The sequence below is a fragment of the Blastocatellia bacterium genome, assembly GCA_016713405.1.
GTDB lineage: Bacteria > Acidobacteriota > Blastocatellia > Chloracidobacteriales > JADJPF01 > JADJPF01.
This window is the reverse complement of sequence record JADJPF010000020.1, coordinates 416783-431556: the sequence shown is the minus strand read 5'-3', so window position 1 is coordinate 431556 and position 14774 is coordinate 416783. Positions and strand designations below refer to the sequence as shown.

The following is a 14774-nucleotide window of genomic DNA, read 5'->3' as shown; positions in this document are numbered from 1 at the left end:
TTTGCTAATTTTATTTATTAGTATTCAAAAGTATAGGAATGCTGGCAAAACAAAACTTTGTAATAGTTTAACATATAACTATAAAGCTGTATTTGTTCATTATTTATGCTTAATGGAGCCTCTTTTTTCAAGCTTTCCATAAACTCTACTAAATCATTATGTTGTGGTAAATAGTTATTTATTTCTAAACCTTGAGCAAGAACATAAGCTTGAAGACTTCCTCCTGGCTCAACTGGAGTTTTAGCATCTCTACTTACTAAGGTTAACAATTTATTTTTGGCTAACTCATCGGCTACAGCATCATTAATTAACTCAGCTATAGCAATTTTTTGCTCATCAGAAATTACAAAGAAATATTGGTAAAGACCATATAAAGAAATTGCATTATTTTTTCCTAAACTTTTTAGAACACTTTGTTCAAAACTATCTAAAGGCTTTACCCCTGCATTTACTAATTGAATAACTATTTTTTCATCTTCTCCAACAATTAACCTTCTTTGTAAAATTTGAGGAACTACACTTAAAGGAACAAATTTGATAGCTTTTCTTCGTCTTAAAGAAAAAATTGACAAAACTAATAATAAACTAGCTGAAGTTTCTCTTTCTACTACAAAAGTATTGTGTAGCTTACGTTTATATTGACTATCTTTAGCTGGAGGTAAAATTTTATCAGCAAAAAGTAAAGCAATAAGCACGGGAGAAAGTGTTTTTATTTCAAGAACATTATTGGTAGCTTTATTAGTAACTTCTTGTGCTGGTACTTCATTATTTATTGTTACTTTATTTTCATTATTTACTATTTTATTTCTTTCTTTATCACTTAAACTATCTGTTTTTGGATTAGATATTGGATTAGATAAAAGAGAACCATAAAGTGCTTGAAGTTCTGGTGGTAAAGGTTTTGTTCCATCTTGTAAACTATTAGGTAAAGGATCTGTATTAATAGATATATTCTGAGATTCTGCTATATTATCTTCTATATTTTTAACTATATTTTCTATTTCATCATTTTTACTAACAAGTTCACTTACTATATTTACTGCTATCTGTTGTTCTTGTTGTTTTTGTTCTAACTCAATTATTTCTTTTCTACTAACAATTTCACTTTTTCTTTTTTGTGGTAGCTTAAAACTAGTTACTTCTATTGTCCTATTTGTATCTGTTTCATCAAGGACTGCTATTTCGCTAACACTATTCATAGAACTATCATCAAACCAAGTCTTGTTTTCTAACCCTACTACAGGGTGTTCCACTCGTGTTTCTTGAAATTCATTAAAACTTGTTTGTGAAAATCCCTCTACATTAGTTTGTGGAAATTCTTGTACTTGTATATCAGGAAAAGTTGCTTTCTTTGTCTTAACTATTTCCACTGCTTGAGCTAAAGGAAGTTTTTCTGTTGTCGGACGTTCATCAACTATTTTGTTTACAACTTTTTGTTTAGTAGCCTGTGTTAGCAAATTGGAAATAGCTAAAATGCTTTGAAACCGTCGATCAGGCTCTTTTTCTAAAGCCCTTAAAATTACTCTAGCTATATTATCTGGCAATTCTGGACATAAAAGGCACGGATCTTTAACTTTTTGCCTTATATGATGTTCCATAATAGTTAAGTAATTATGTCCAGAAAATGGCACTTCTCCTGTCAACATTCTATATAAAATAGCTCCTAGTGAATAAATTTCTGAACGTTCGTCAACTTCTGTATTTTGACATTGTTCTGGAGAAAAATAAAACGGCTGTTCAAAAATAGTAATTGCTTTATTCTTCATCCTAGATAAGCGTTTATGATGAGCAATTAGACTATGATATAGCTTAAGTTGATTATCTGAAGTAACTATTATATTAGCAGGTTTTAAGTCTTGATGAATCTGTTCATTTTCATTAATCACATTTATTATGTCACAAAGTAAATTAATATAATTTACTACTTCTGCAAGAGGCAATTGTTTTTTTTCAGTTAAAATATCTTCTAATGTTTGACCTTCAATATATTCTGTAGCTACATAGAAGAAACTATTATCACATTTTCCATAATCAAGTATTTTTACTATATTGGGATGATTTATTTGAGTGGCTAATTCAATTTTGTATAAAAAATTATTAGGGTCAATGGGTAGCTCTGAAATTAAAAATATTTTAACTATAACAAAATGTCTTTTTTCTATATCAAAACCTAAGTAATTAATATTAATATTTTCTCTAGAAATACGTTTATCTAACCTATATTTATTTTTTATTAAGGGTAATCCCGGTAGAGTAGTTTCTAGTAGAGTTTGGTCAACATCACAATTTTCATTATGATCACCAAAACATCTATTACAAGTAAAACATTCCTTCACTAAAGTAACAGCAGATACCCCTTTGATTAGGGAGTAGTCCGCCACCTCCTTTTTAATAAATTATTTTCTCGTAATTTATTTTATCCTAACACCAATAAAAACATTATTTTACTATTTTTCCCATTATAAGCTTCTTAAACAACCATTTATTTTATTTTTAATAATGCTTAACCCCATAGATTGAGCAATTTATAAAGCAAAAACAAAAACCCAGAGTTTTATACCCTGGGTTTTAAGGTAAAGCTTAAGTAAATTTATCAGATTTGACTATTAGAAGAACCTAACTGTATAAGTAAATCTAACACCTCGTCCAATTTCAGGAGCTAAATTTTTAATTAAAGATAAATGGTTACGATACAACCGATCATTTAAGTTAAAAGCATTAATAGAAAAAACTTGGACAGCATGTTTTTGTACTAGTGTATAAGACGCAGCTAAATTAACTGTAGTATAGCCTGCTGTTCGGGTTTCAGTAGAAAAGATTTGATTTTGAGCGCGTGCCATAACAACTTCAGGTCTTAGAGAAAAGCCTTTGTAGCGAGCTTCAAAGCCAATTTTACCGCGTAAGGGTGGAATACGAGGAAGCGGAGAGTTAGTATTTTTTACTTCAGCATCAACCGCATCTAAACTACCATTCAATGAAAAGTTAGGATGTATTGCGTAATCAAAATTTGCTTCTGTACCAACAAAACGACTATCTGCTTGTGTAAAATTAGCTTCTATGAGTCCATCTTCAATATTTCCAGTAGGGGCAAGAAAAACACAGTTATCCAGGTTATAGTAAAAAAAGTTAAGCTCACCACGAAGTTTTTTACCAGAATATCTAAAAGATGTGTCAATGCCATTGTTGCGCTCGCGTTTAAGATTAACATCTCCTATTTCAAAAGATAAACTACCTACATGTGGCCCGTTATTATAAAGTTCTTCAAGTGCTGGTGCGCGATAAGAGCTAGTATAATTTGCTACAAAGGCAAAACTATCTTTTATTGGGATACGAAGCCCTACAGCACCAGAAAAGCCAGTAAAATTCCGTTTTGGAAGTCCAATAGGGTCAAATCTAGTAGTTTCTACTCTAGCTCCAAATTGTAGTTGCATTTTTTCATATTTTAATTCTTCTAAAGCAAAGAAAGCAAAGTTGTTAGCGTCTACTGGTGGGGTTAAAGCTTCTGCTCCAGCTACATCATAATTACGGTAATAACCAGAAAAACCCAAACTACCTGATAATTTCCCCTTTGGAGCTTGTGTAAAAAGCCCTCGATAGGTAGTTTCACGATTGCTAAATGTTGTAGCTACAGTTGATATGTCGCCTGCTGTTTCAATTTCTCTATGTTTATAATCGCTATAATTTACTGAAAATTGCGCGGTGCTAAAGATTGATCCTAAATCTCTAAAACCAAAACTAAGGCGGGCGTTATGTTGACGAATAGCTAGACCAATAAATTCTTCCTCTTCTCCTTCATCAGCCGCAATAGTAGAGACTTGATTAAGCATTTTTCGAGTGCTAGGAGTTAGTGGAAAAGCATTATTTCTAGCTATTTTAGCTAATCCTTCGTCTTCCCTACCCTCTTCTTCAGCTTCAAACATAGCAGCAAAAGGAATACCATAGGTTGCATCTTGATAACCATACTTAAAGCGAAAATAAGCTTTATCTGCATAAAAGGCTACCCCACCAGAACCGCCACTAGTACGAGATTTTGTATTAGGTATTTTACCAATAGGTGTGTCATAGTCACTAGTTCGTTGTCCGCCGCCATTACCAAAAAATAAAAAGCGACCTGTACCATATTGAAGGCCACCATTAAAGCCACCTTGGTTATTATTTGAAGCACCTAAACCAGTAATATAGCCTGTTAAACCTGTATGGTTATGAGAAAAATCATCATTACCACTTACAACATTAACAACACCTCCTAAAGCATTACTTCCATAAAGAAAGGTGGCTGGCCCCTTTAATATTTCAATTCTATCTGCGGCTAAAACATCTGTGGTCTCGCCGTGATCGCCTGATTGCCCGCCAAGTGTACCGCTACGAAGCCCATCATTTAGAACTAGAACACGATCCCCATCAAAACCACGAATTACAGGACGAGAAGAGCCTGGGCCAAAACTACGTTTAGCTACTCCAGGTTGATTATCTAGCGTTTCCCCTAGAGATGGTTGCCCTTTTTCTGCTAACTGCAACGAACCTAAAGAGTTAATAGCAGAAAAAGACTCAAATATTGTTTGATCTGTTCCAGAGGCAGTAACAACTACTTGTTCTTGTAAAGTGATGCTCATAGAAAAATCTAAATTAGCTGTATCCTCTGCACCAACTATTATAGTTTGAACAACATCTGGAAATTTTTTTAAGTGTGCTACTACCGTATACTGACCAGCAGGTAAATCATTAAATTCATATGTCCCATCTGCATTAGTGCTAACAGTTCGTCTTAGTTCAACTATTTCAACAGTCGCGCTAGATAATGGCTGATTATTTTCGCTTAAAGTAACTGTTCCTCGTAAACCAGGCTTTTGTTGTGCAAAAACATTTGTTGATGAATATAGTAATATTGCTAGTGTTGCAGCTAGACCAAGACATTCTTTTTTAGTTTGAAATAAAAAACTTGTGCTTTTTCTCAAATGAGACAACATAAACTCTCCTAAAGATTTCTTTTAGTTATGGTTGTAAATATATAAATTAAAGATAATTTTGGCGAAGTTGATATTTAACCAATAAAAATACTAAAGGACACAACTTTTTAATAAGCTCTCTGTTATTTCAAACCAATGGATTATTTTTACAAATAAATGGATTGTGTTTTTGTACAACACTTTGAGGAAAAATTAGAAAAAGGGTAAAGAATAAAAAATAGATTGAGGATGTAATACTTTCTCTAGAACAAACATCTAGTAAAAATAATTAAAAGAAAACCTGACTACTGTGGTCTGAAAATCCACAGAATAAGCCGGTTTAGAAAGCTTAAATTTTTACCTTATTCTTTTGCTCCAGCGGCTTTAAGAAAATTAACTATATCAAAATTCTTTTTTAGAGTAGCCATTTTTAGAGCAGTATTATTGTCTTTATCTTTTGCATTTATCTCAGCACCAGCCTCTACAAGCATTTTCACTAGTTCAATATTGCCATTCTCTGTAGCAAACATTAAAGGAGTTATATCTCTTTCAGCCCGTGCATTAACATTTGCACCTCGAAGAATTAACAACTTTGTAATTTCAATTCGGTTTGACTGTATAGCAATCATTAATGGGGTAAAATTACCTATAGTCGTTATTGTTAAGTTAACTTCTGCGCCATTATCAAGAAGTTCCTTAACTATATCTGTATGTCCTGCTTGTGCTGCAATAAAGAGAGGTGTAATACCAAAACTACCTTCCTGATTAACATTTGCTCCTTTAGCTATCATGTCCTTAACAGAATTTAGATTCCCTGTTTGTGCAGCAGCTACTAAACTATTTCCACTAGTAATAAGGTTATAAGATATAAATGAAACAAAAATAAAAATAAAGACAATTCCTGATAAGGAAATGAACGTACCCACTTGTTTTAACAATGTTTTAACTAGCTGTTCACCTGTTTTTCTATAGAGCGTTTTTGTTCGTTTTGCTATTTGTTCAAATTCAAAACCGCCCTCAGAAATATCCTTAAACACTTCTCCTTTAATTTGACGTGATTTTAAGTAGATAAAGTACATCGCAATAGAATAACGAGAGTAACTTAAACAAGTAATTGCAATTATAGCTAAGTAAAGTCCAAATATAGTATTTGTAAAAATGGGGAAAAAAAAGCTTAACTTTGATAAACGTACTGCAAAAAAAATTAAAATTACTGTAAAAAGAGTTAAAAGGAGATTTCCTAACTCTATTGTTGTTACTATATAGCGCAATCTATTTACTAAATTTTTTGAATCAGCAAGTGCAGTTGCAGCTTTTTTTTCTTCCAACACAACCAAAATAGGATAAAAAGCGTTTCCAAAATAGGTTTGGATACCAGGAATAATTAATTTTATTAAACCTAGTAAGATAGAAAGAAAACTTTGTATAGAGCTTTTAGAGAGTTCCAAAAAATATTTGATAAGTGTGCTAAAAAGAGAACGTAAACTAACAGCAGAGTCAGAGTATTTTTCAAGAACTAAAGCACAAGCAGCTATATTTAATGTATTAGCAAACATCAATATTGGAAAAGATAACAAAAATAATGATATATGTAATAGACTTAAAAAGTATGAGAGTAAGATAGCAGGAATATACAAAAGCATTGCTATACGGGCAAAAGTAAAACGTTTTTTAATATAAACCTCTTGTGCCTTTTCCAGTATAGGAACTTCTCCGTCTGCACTAGACCGTAAGGCAATAGCAAGGGCCTTTGCTGAAATAGGCCTTTGTTCAGGCTTTTTAGCAAGTGCTGACATAACTATATTAGCAACAGATTTTGGTATGCTATCATTATGTTGCTTAATAAAAGGTGCTTCAACCTTCATATGTTTATCTATCAAATCATAAGAGTCTCCAACAAATGGAGTCACACCTGTAAGCATTTGATAAGTAATTATTCCTAGGCTATATATATCTGAACAAGTATCAATAATTGAACCTGCACATTGTTCTGGAGACATATAAAGAGGTGTTCCCAAAACCATCCCTACTTGTGTTAGTCTTGCTGTTGGAATTTTATTAGTTCTTATAATATCTTTATCTAGGGTATTTTCAGTAATAATTGTATTTTGCTCTTCTTTGGAAACATTATGTATTTCTGTACAAGCTTCTCTATCAACATCTTGCACCTGTGTAATAGCAGATACCATTTCTTTGTTAATAGAATTAGAAGCATTAGAAGTATTTTTAGTAACTTCTATATTAGGTTCTTCTACAATTGCTTTAATAATTTCTGGAGAGACAGAATCTCGAAGTTTAGCTAAACCAAAATCAAGCACTTTAACATTGTAGCTACCTCGCCAATTTTGTTCTAACCAAATATTATCAGGCTTAAGACTCTATGAATAATACCTTGTTGATGTGCCTTATCAATAGCCGAGCAAATTTGTTCAACTATTTCTACTGTTAATTCTAGTGACAAATGTCCTTTTTTCTTTAATAAATCTGCCAAAGAACAACCATCTAAATATTCCATTACCAAATAAGCAACTCTTTTTTGTCCAAGAAAAGAAAATCCAAAATCAGTAATATTAACAACATTTGGATGCCGTAACTGCCCTGTAGCTTGAGCTTCACGCTTAAAACGTTCAACAAAATGTTGATTAGTCATAAATTGCGGAGCAATAACTTTTACTGCTACAAGACGTGTTGTTCCTAAATGTAAAGCAAGATAGACTGCTCCCATTCCACCTTGACCAAGTAGACTTTTGATTTGGTATTTTTCATCTATCACTAAGCCAATAAACTGAGTTGATTCAAACATATTTGTTCTGATCTTTAATAATTAATAGATTGTAAACAAAGTAAATTGATACTTTGAATTCTTAAGCCCCAGCGGGACGGCATATATGTAGCATAGGGTTTCAGCCTTACGTATGATAGTATAGTATTTACAAAGTCATGTAGTGACGACATAATTAATTTGTTGAATTTAACAGGTTTATTATGTCGTCGCTCCGCGACTCTAATTATGTATCATTACCAAGCTTAGGTCTTACTTAAGAAATTGAAAAAATATTAACTTACTTAATTTACACTGTAATTAATAGTTTATTAAAAATAACTTTTTATCTATCAAAGCAAGCTTTTATATAAACTTGAATATATTTCCAAATATATTTTCCCATAACACCTAGTTTTTTTAGAAAATATTACTAGTTAATAATCAGAGATTAACTTATTTATTACTGTAGGATCAATACTTTCTAGCTTTTGCCAGAAAAATTTTAGACTATCTTTACTACTATAAAAAATAAAGCTGTTTAGCAATTCTTTACAAATCTTGTGCAAGAAAGCTCACGACTTTAGGTTACTGCTGGCAAACTATAAATTGTTCAATAGTTTAAAGATAATAAACACAATATATAATGTATTTTCAATGGCTTATAGACTTCGCCAGCAGTAATCTGAAGCCTTTAGAGTGTCAATCATAGAGTTATATTTTAAGTAAGGAAAAATCTTGGAAATTGCTGGTTGACAGATATATTTTATCAATTTATCATTTGAACACTTTATGAAATGTTCAAATGATAAATTGATGGGTAAAAATTATGGAAACTAAACTTGCTTGTAATCCAAATGAACATAGCAAGAAAAAAGTACCTGTTATTAAAAGTGCAGATTTTGAAAAGGCTGCTGGTTTATTTTTTGCTCTAGGAGATGCTGCCCGTTTGCGCTTACTTGAAAGGTTACTCTATCAAGAATGGTGTGTTAGTGAACTAGCTGAAGAGCTAGGGAGATGAAATTTCTACAGTTTCTCAACGCTTAAAATTACTTCGTACTCACGGCGTTATTAGCCGTCGTCGAGAAGGAAAACACATTTATTATCAGCTTTCTGACCAACATATTGCTGATTTAGTTATTAATGCTTTAGCTCACGCTAGTGAGCCACAATCAAATTTAGATGAAATAGAATAGGAGTTAAAAAATAATGTCTGACCATTCAACTCATAACGATCATAATCATACACACGGCAAAGACTGTAGCCATACAGCTATTAAACACGATGGTCATGTTGACTATTTACACGATGGTCATCTTCACCACGTACACGGTGATCATATAGATGAACATACCCTTTTAGCTAGCAGTGAAAACCCTAGCACTTGTACACCTGATCATAGTTGTACAAGTCATGACAGTAGCCATCAACACGGCTTAAATTGCGGTCATGAAGCAATTCCACATGGCGATCATGTGGATTATTTAGTTGCAGGCCATATTCATCACCAACACAACGGACATTGTGATAATCATGGTAATGTAGAATTAGCCCAGTAAATTTGCCTTAATAAAAAGCAGTAGCAATATTGTTACTGCTTTTTATTATTTACAGCCTTAGAAGTCTTTCTCTTAAAGGTCTAGACTGTATACGACTAACTTTAATTTGCTGGTTATTGGTTAAAGTCACCATATAAGTACCATCAGGAATTTGATTAATTTTAGCAATTGTATCAATGTTGACTAAAGCTCCACGACCTAAGCGAACAAACTTAGCAGGATCTAATCTTAGCTCTAAATTCTTTAGCCTATAATTAATAACATAAGATTCATTGCTTATAGTTGTAATACATAGTAATTCGCCATCTGCAACAACTGAAGCAATTTGATTAACAGGTACAATTATAATTTCATCTCTATTTTTTATTGGTATTCGTTCAAGCGGGGTTAATTGCGAAGAGAGTTCATAATCTTTTAGGCTTTGGTCTAAATTTTCTTCCTCTTGCTTTTGTATATTTGTACTAATTGAAAATTCATAAGCACGCAAAAGAGTTTCTTTTAACCTAGCTTTTTCAACAGGTTTTAGCAAATAATCAATAGCATTTAGCTCAAAAGCCCGTACAGCATATTCATCATAAGCTGTAACAAAAGCAATTAAAGGCATCTGTCTTTTTTTTAAGCTTTTTACTACTCCAAATCCATCTAGGCCAGGCATTTGCAAATCTAGCAAAACTAAATCTGGTTCATGCAGTTCTATTAGTTCTACTGCTTCTATTCCATTAGAAGCCTCAGCAACTATCTCAACATCATCAAATTCTTTTAGTAACGAAGTTAGAAACATTCTTGCAGGTCGTTCATCATCAACAATAATTACTCTTAAGCTATTAGACATATTTTTTCTAAATAAAATTTATGGAATGTGAGAATTGCAAACTATGTATTCACGAGATAATTTGCGGTTGATTAAATGAGCCATAGCAATAAATACTGCTCCTAAACCTACTATTGGTAATTCTATTTTTGATTCATGTTCAAATAATATTTGTGAGCTAATAAGTAACCCCATACCAGCAAAAAATACCAATAAAGGCTTAATTTTCTTATGAATACGTACATAGCTATAAATCAAGCTAATACTTCCTATTACAATTGAGAAAAAAATAAACCCTGTTTCTACCCAATGATTTGTTAAAAATCCAAGCCCAACAAAGGGCAGTAGCCCACCAACAAAAGGCATTAACACACAATGAACAGCACAAGCATAAGAAGCCCAAATACCTATTTTGCTAATTTTTTCTGGAGCATTATTATTCATAAGATTTATTAATTAAACTTAGCGATTTTAGAAAAATATAATTTGTCTGCAACTTAAGTCTAATTAAAGGTAGCTATTTAAGTATCAGTGGATATTAATTAATAATGAGTGGGAAATTTTGATGTTTTGCTTTGTTGGATTGTTTTCATTTGCCTTGCCAAAAGAAATAAACTCACCAATTTTTATAAAATTCTATAAAAATCAGTGAGTTTTAGCATTATGGAAATCAAATAACAATCTCTTAGTTTGTTATTTTGGCTCAACTAATCCATTAGCTGTATTCCAAGCAGGCCAACCACCTTTTAGCACATACACTTGCTTAAACCCATTGTTAAGTAGCACTTGAGCAGCAGTAATAGCACCACCCTCTGTTGGACAACTGCAATAAGTAATAATCATTTTATCTTTAGGAATATCTTTTAAGTGCTTTTCTACTTCACCTGGTGCAACTCTTATAGCACCTTTGATTTTTGTTGTACTGCTTGCATAATCTCCGCCGCGTACATCCAAAATAACTACTGATTCTTTTTTATCAAACTTTGCCTTTAATTCTGCAACACTAATCATTTGAACAGTATTGCTTGTATTGTTGTTGTTATCCGTTAACATATTGATAAACTGATAGTTAGCTGTATTAGCTAAACTAACAGAAGCTGTAGCAAGACATAAAACTACTAATACAATAAGCAAATTTACTTTTTTAATAATCATAACTATACCTTTCTAATCTTAATTTACTACATTAAATTTTCTATTTGGTTTTCATTTGTTTGAACGTCATATTTTATTTATTGGTTACAAAACTAGAAAACAATTAGCAAGAATTTGCCTATTTGTCTTTATATAATTCTTATTCTAAATAAGTTAAGGCTAGCCAAATTTTTTAGTTGTTCCACAGCATTAAGAGTAATGACACACCCCAACATAAATTTAGCGGCAGTAGCATGGTAGAGCAATGACACATTTTCTTTTCTTTTTACGCGTCAAAGAACAAGAAAAAATATCGCTGTTTTTAAGAATTCATAAATTTAACCGCTTTATTGAGTCAATTTGGGCTATCAAGTAATAAACCTTGTTTATTGAGTAATCATTAAATAGCCATTTCCACAATTATTTAGCAAATAGCAGATAGCCAGGCTAGAAAAGCTCAGGTAAACTTTTTTGTAATGTCTAAAAATCAGTTAATAAAAACAATAAATCTAAGCGTTCAGGTTTAGGAGAAAGTTAAATGTCTAAAGTTTATAATATAAGTATTTATTTATTTATTTCCTTATTACTTATTGTATTTACACAGCTTACAGTAACAGCACAAAAATCAAACAACCCTAAAAAAGTTAAAAAAATAACTCCTGGCAAACATCAACTTAGTGTTTCCAAAGGAAAAACTGAGCATTTAGATAAACCTAAACTACGAGCATTACATTTTTCTAACCAACGAACATTTCCTTTTGGCATATTTCCTTTGGATTGGCGAGAAAAAGCCCTTGAACATGTAAAGAAAAACCAGCCTAACTTAGAGAAAAAAGCTGCTACTAATGAATTTACTGCTATTGGCCCGGCCCCAATTAATAATGGACAAACATTTGGCAATCGTAACAAAGTAAGTGGACGTGTAACCTCAATAGCAATTAATCCCGAAGATCCTAAAATAGTTTATTTAGGTGCGGCTCAAGGCGGAGTTTGGCGAACTACGGATGCTGGGCAAAATTGGCAACCTATGACCGATGATGCACCGACTCAAGCAGTAGGTGCAGTTGCTCTTGATCCAACTAATCCTAATATTATTTATGTTGGAACAGGTGAAGGTAATTTATCGGGTGACTCTTTTTTTGGTATGGGAATACTTAAATCAACTGATGGAGGAAAGACTTGGGTTAATTTAGCAAATCGTACTTTTTTAGGGCTTTCTTTTAGCAATTTACTTATAGATCCACGAGATACAAAAATTCTTTATGCCTCAATTGCTAATGCTGTTGGAGGTAATCGTTCCAGAAATCCTCAAGCAGGTACTTCGGGAATCTATAAATCCATTGATGGTGGAGTAAACTGGACAAATGTCTTAAAAGTAGGTGAATCAGTTTTTGCTTCGGCTGTTGATATAGAAATGGATCCAAGCAATTCTTCTATACTTTTTGCTTCTATATTTAATATTGGGGTTTTTAAGTCAACCGATGCTGGTCAAACTTGGTCTATGGTTCGTGGAGGCTTACCAACTCAAGAAGTAAGTCGTGTTGATATAGGCATTGCTCCAAGTAATTCAAATATTGTTTATGCTTCTGCGGGAAATTCTCGAACAGGAGATTTACTAGATATTTATAAATCTACTGATGCTGGAAACACTTGGCGTGCAACTTCGCGCCCACCTCAAAGCGGTTTTGGAAATATTTGCCAATGTTTTTATGACAACAGAATTGTTGTTGATCCTGATAATCCAGATACTGTTTACTATGGAGGTGTCGCACTTTATCGCTCAACAAATGGCGGCCAAAGTTGGATAGATATTTCCTCAATTAGCAGTATGCACCCAGATTTCCACGCAATTCAAATAAACCGTTCTGCCGAAGGTAAACAAATTTATATTGGTAATGATGGAGGTGTTTGGTCATCATTAGACGATGGAAAAACTTGGAATAACATTAATGCTGCTCTAAATATCACTCAATTTCAAAGTATCGCTCTACATCCAACTAATACAAATATTTCTTTAGGTGGTACTCAAGACAATGGCACAAACCTTTATCAAGGCGATCCGCTTTGGCAACACTCCGATGATGGAGATGGCGGATTTGCTGCTATAGACCAAGACAGTCCAAACATAATGTATCACACCTATTTTAGTCTAACTGGCTTTGCAATAACTCTAGTTCGCTCAGAAAGTAACGGTAGACTAGGCACTTGGCGACGTGCTAATGAAGGCTTAAACCCTAGCGACGATGTGCTTTTCTATTCTCCTTTTATTATTGATCCTAATAATCAAAGTAGGCTTTATTATGGAACTTCAAGGCTTTATCGTACTGAAAATAGAGGAGATTCTTGGCAACCTATTAGCAATACACTTACCAATAGAATCCCTAGAGCAGCTATTTCTGCAATAGCTGTTTCTCCAAACAACCCAAATAGCATTTATACAGGTTCATCAGATGGAGCAGTTTTTGCTAGCCAAAATGGTAATTCTTTCCAAAATGTTACTGACAATTTGCCTACTCGTTATGTTTTTGATGTAGTAGTTGATCCTACTTCACCAAATATTGTCTATGTGTCTTTAGGAGGCTTTCAGTCTGGACACGTTTTTAAAAGCACTTCTGGAGGAAATAAATGGCAAGATATAAGTGGTAATTTACCGGATGTCCCAACTAACGCGCTTGTAATTAACCCAGTTAACGCTCGTAATCTTTTTGCTGGAACTGACATTGGAGTATTTCAAACATTAGACGGTGGAAATAATTGGCAATTAATAGCTGGAATGCCTGTTGTAAGTGTCTTTGACCTTGCAATCAATACAAAAACAGGCATTTTGCAAGCTGCTACTCATGGACGTGGTATTTATCAGTTAAAACTTCTTATCGACGCATCTGCCCCAACCATTACAGTTTCAACTCCTAATGGAGGCGAAAAAGTAACTAACAATAGCCCATTTACTATTAAATGGGTGTCTGATGATGATGTAGGGGTGACTAGCCATGACATTGAGCTATCAACCGATGGAGGGACGACTTTCCCAGTATCTATTGCTAATGGTCTAGCAGGCACAACCCAAGAATTTATTTGGTCTGTGCCTTTAATAACAAGCTCTCAAGCTCGAATTCGTATCACAGCTATTGATAGTTTTAATAACAGAACTATAGATATTAGCGATGAAAATTTTGCTATTGAAATGACTAGCGTTCCTGATTTTGGCTTAGATTTTGGTTTTACCGTTTTAACTGCTAAACGCGGTCAAACTGTAACAGCAGTAGTTAGAATAATTCGTAGCGGTGGCTTTAGCGAAAATATAACTATTATTCCTGATGCTAATATGCTTAAAACACTTAAAATTAAGGCCAAACCTGCGTCTTTATCAACCCAAGGAAATAATGCAGAATTTTCATTAAAAATTAAGAAAAAAGCTCCTTTAGGAAAACAATTACTTAATTTTGTTGCTACAGATAGCCAAGGCCGCGCTAAAACTGGAACATTAATGCTTATGATTGAGTAGATTTATTAGTTTTTCTAAGAAAATTTATTATCCGTTCTATCAACTATTATTTAAAGG

At 33.0% G+C, this 14774-nt stretch carries 9 protein-coding genes and 1 pseudogene; 3 read left to right on the top strand and 7 right to left on the bottom strand.

Annotated elements, in window-relative coordinates:
- Positions 1-17: 17 nt before the first annotated feature.
- The 4 genes from IPK14_20190 to IPK14_20175 all read right to left on the bottom strand — a co-directional run bounded on the left by IPK14_20190 (position 18) and on the right by IPK14_20175 (position 7749).
- On the bottom strand, positions 18-2336 hold the full coding sequence (locus IPK14_20190; GenBank protein ID MBK7995606.1) for a serine/threonine protein kinase: 2319 nt from the start codon (positions 2334-2336) through the stop codon (positions 18-20).
- Positions 2337-2606: 270 nt separating this feature from the next.
- Positions 2607-4967 carry a TonB-dependent receptor gene (locus IPK14_20185; GenBank protein MBK7995605.1) on the bottom strand — a complete coding sequence of 787 codons (2361 nt, stop codon included), beginning with the start codon at positions 4965-4967 and terminating at the stop codon, positions 2607-2609.
- Between the two features lie 341 nt (positions 4968-5308).
- Positions 5309-7264 (bottom strand): ankyrin repeat domain-containing protein, encoded by a 1956-nt coding sequence (locus IPK14_20180; protein ID MBK7995604.1) that lies wholly within the window; start codon positions 7262-7264, stop codon positions 5309-5311.
- Between the two features lie 32 nt (positions 7265-7296).
- Positions 7297-7749, bottom strand: a complete 453-nt coding sequence (locus IPK14_20175; protein MBK7995603.1) for a serine/threonine protein kinase — start codon at positions 7747-7749, stop codon at positions 7297-7299.
- 844 nt (positions 7750-8593) lie between these two features.
- Here IPK14_20175 and IPK14_20170 point away from each other — a divergent pair.
- A pseudogene (locus IPK14_20170) lies at positions 8594-8903 on the top strand (helix-turn-helix transcriptional regulator).
- A 13-nt stretch (positions 8904-8916) separates the two neighbouring features.
- The gene (locus IPK14_20165) at positions 8917-9267 is read left to right on the top strand and encodes a hypothetical protein (GenBank protein ID MBK7995602.1); all 351 of its coding nucleotides are present in this window, start codon (positions 8917-8919) and stop codon (positions 9265-9267) included.
- Between the two features lie 49 nt (positions 9268-9316).
- Here the strand turns inward: IPK14_20165 and IPK14_20160 are convergent, their stop codons facing one another.
- From IPK14_20160 to IPK14_20150, 3 genes are all read right to left on the bottom strand, one after another.
- Positions 9317-10099, bottom strand: a complete 783-nt coding sequence (locus IPK14_20160) for a response regulator (GenBank protein MBK7995601.1) — start codon at positions 10097-10099, stop codon at positions 9317-9319.
- Positions 10100-10117: 18 nt separating this feature from the next.
- A complete protein-coding gene (locus tag IPK14_20155; protein MBK7995600.1) occupies positions 10118-10522 on the bottom strand; it encodes a MerC domain-containing protein in 405 nt (134 codons plus the stop codon).
- Between the two features lie 249 nt (positions 10523-10771).
- Positions 10772-11233 (bottom strand): rhodanese-like domain-containing protein, encoded by a 462-nt coding sequence (locus IPK14_20150; protein MBK7995599.1) that lies wholly within the window; start codon positions 11231-11233, stop codon positions 10772-10774.
- Positions 11234-11750: 517 nt separating this feature from the next.
- Between IPK14_20150 and IPK14_20145 the strand changes: the two genes are divergently transcribed.
- Positions 11751-14717 (top strand): hypothetical protein, encoded by a 2967-nt coding sequence (locus IPK14_20145; protein ID MBK7995598.1) that lies wholly within the window; start codon positions 11751-11753, stop codon positions 14715-14717.
- Positions 14718-14774: the final 57 nt, after the last annotated feature.

Bases quoted from the DNA above. Each gene is read 5' to 3' on its own strand.
- IPK14_20175 (MBK7995603.1), bottom strand. From the start codon at position 7,749: ATGTTTGAATCAACTCAGTTTATTGGCTTAGTGATAGATGAAAAATAC.
- IPK14_20160 (MBK7995601.1), bottom strand. From the start codon at position 10,099: ATGTCTAATAGCTTAAGAGTAATTATTGTTGATGATGAACGACCTGCA.
- IPK14_20155 (MBK7995600.1), bottom strand. From the start codon at position 10,522: ATGAATAATAATGCTCCAGAAAAAATTAGCAAAATAGGTATTTGGGCT.
- IPK14_20185 (MBK7995605.1), bottom strand. From the start codon at position 4,967: ATGTTGTCTCATTTGAGAAAAAGCACAAGTTTTTTATTTCAAACTAAA.
- IPK14_20165 (MBK7995602.1), top strand. From the start codon at position 8,917: ATGTCTGACCATTCAACTCATAACGATCATAATCATACACACGGCAAA.
- IPK14_20150 (MBK7995599.1), bottom strand. From the start codon at position 11,233: ATGATTATTAAAAAAGTAAATTTGCTTATTGTATTAGTAGTTTTATGT.
- IPK14_20145 (MBK7995598.1), top strand. From the start codon at position 11,751: ATGTCTAAAGTTTATAATATAAGTATTTATTTATTTATTTCCTTATTA.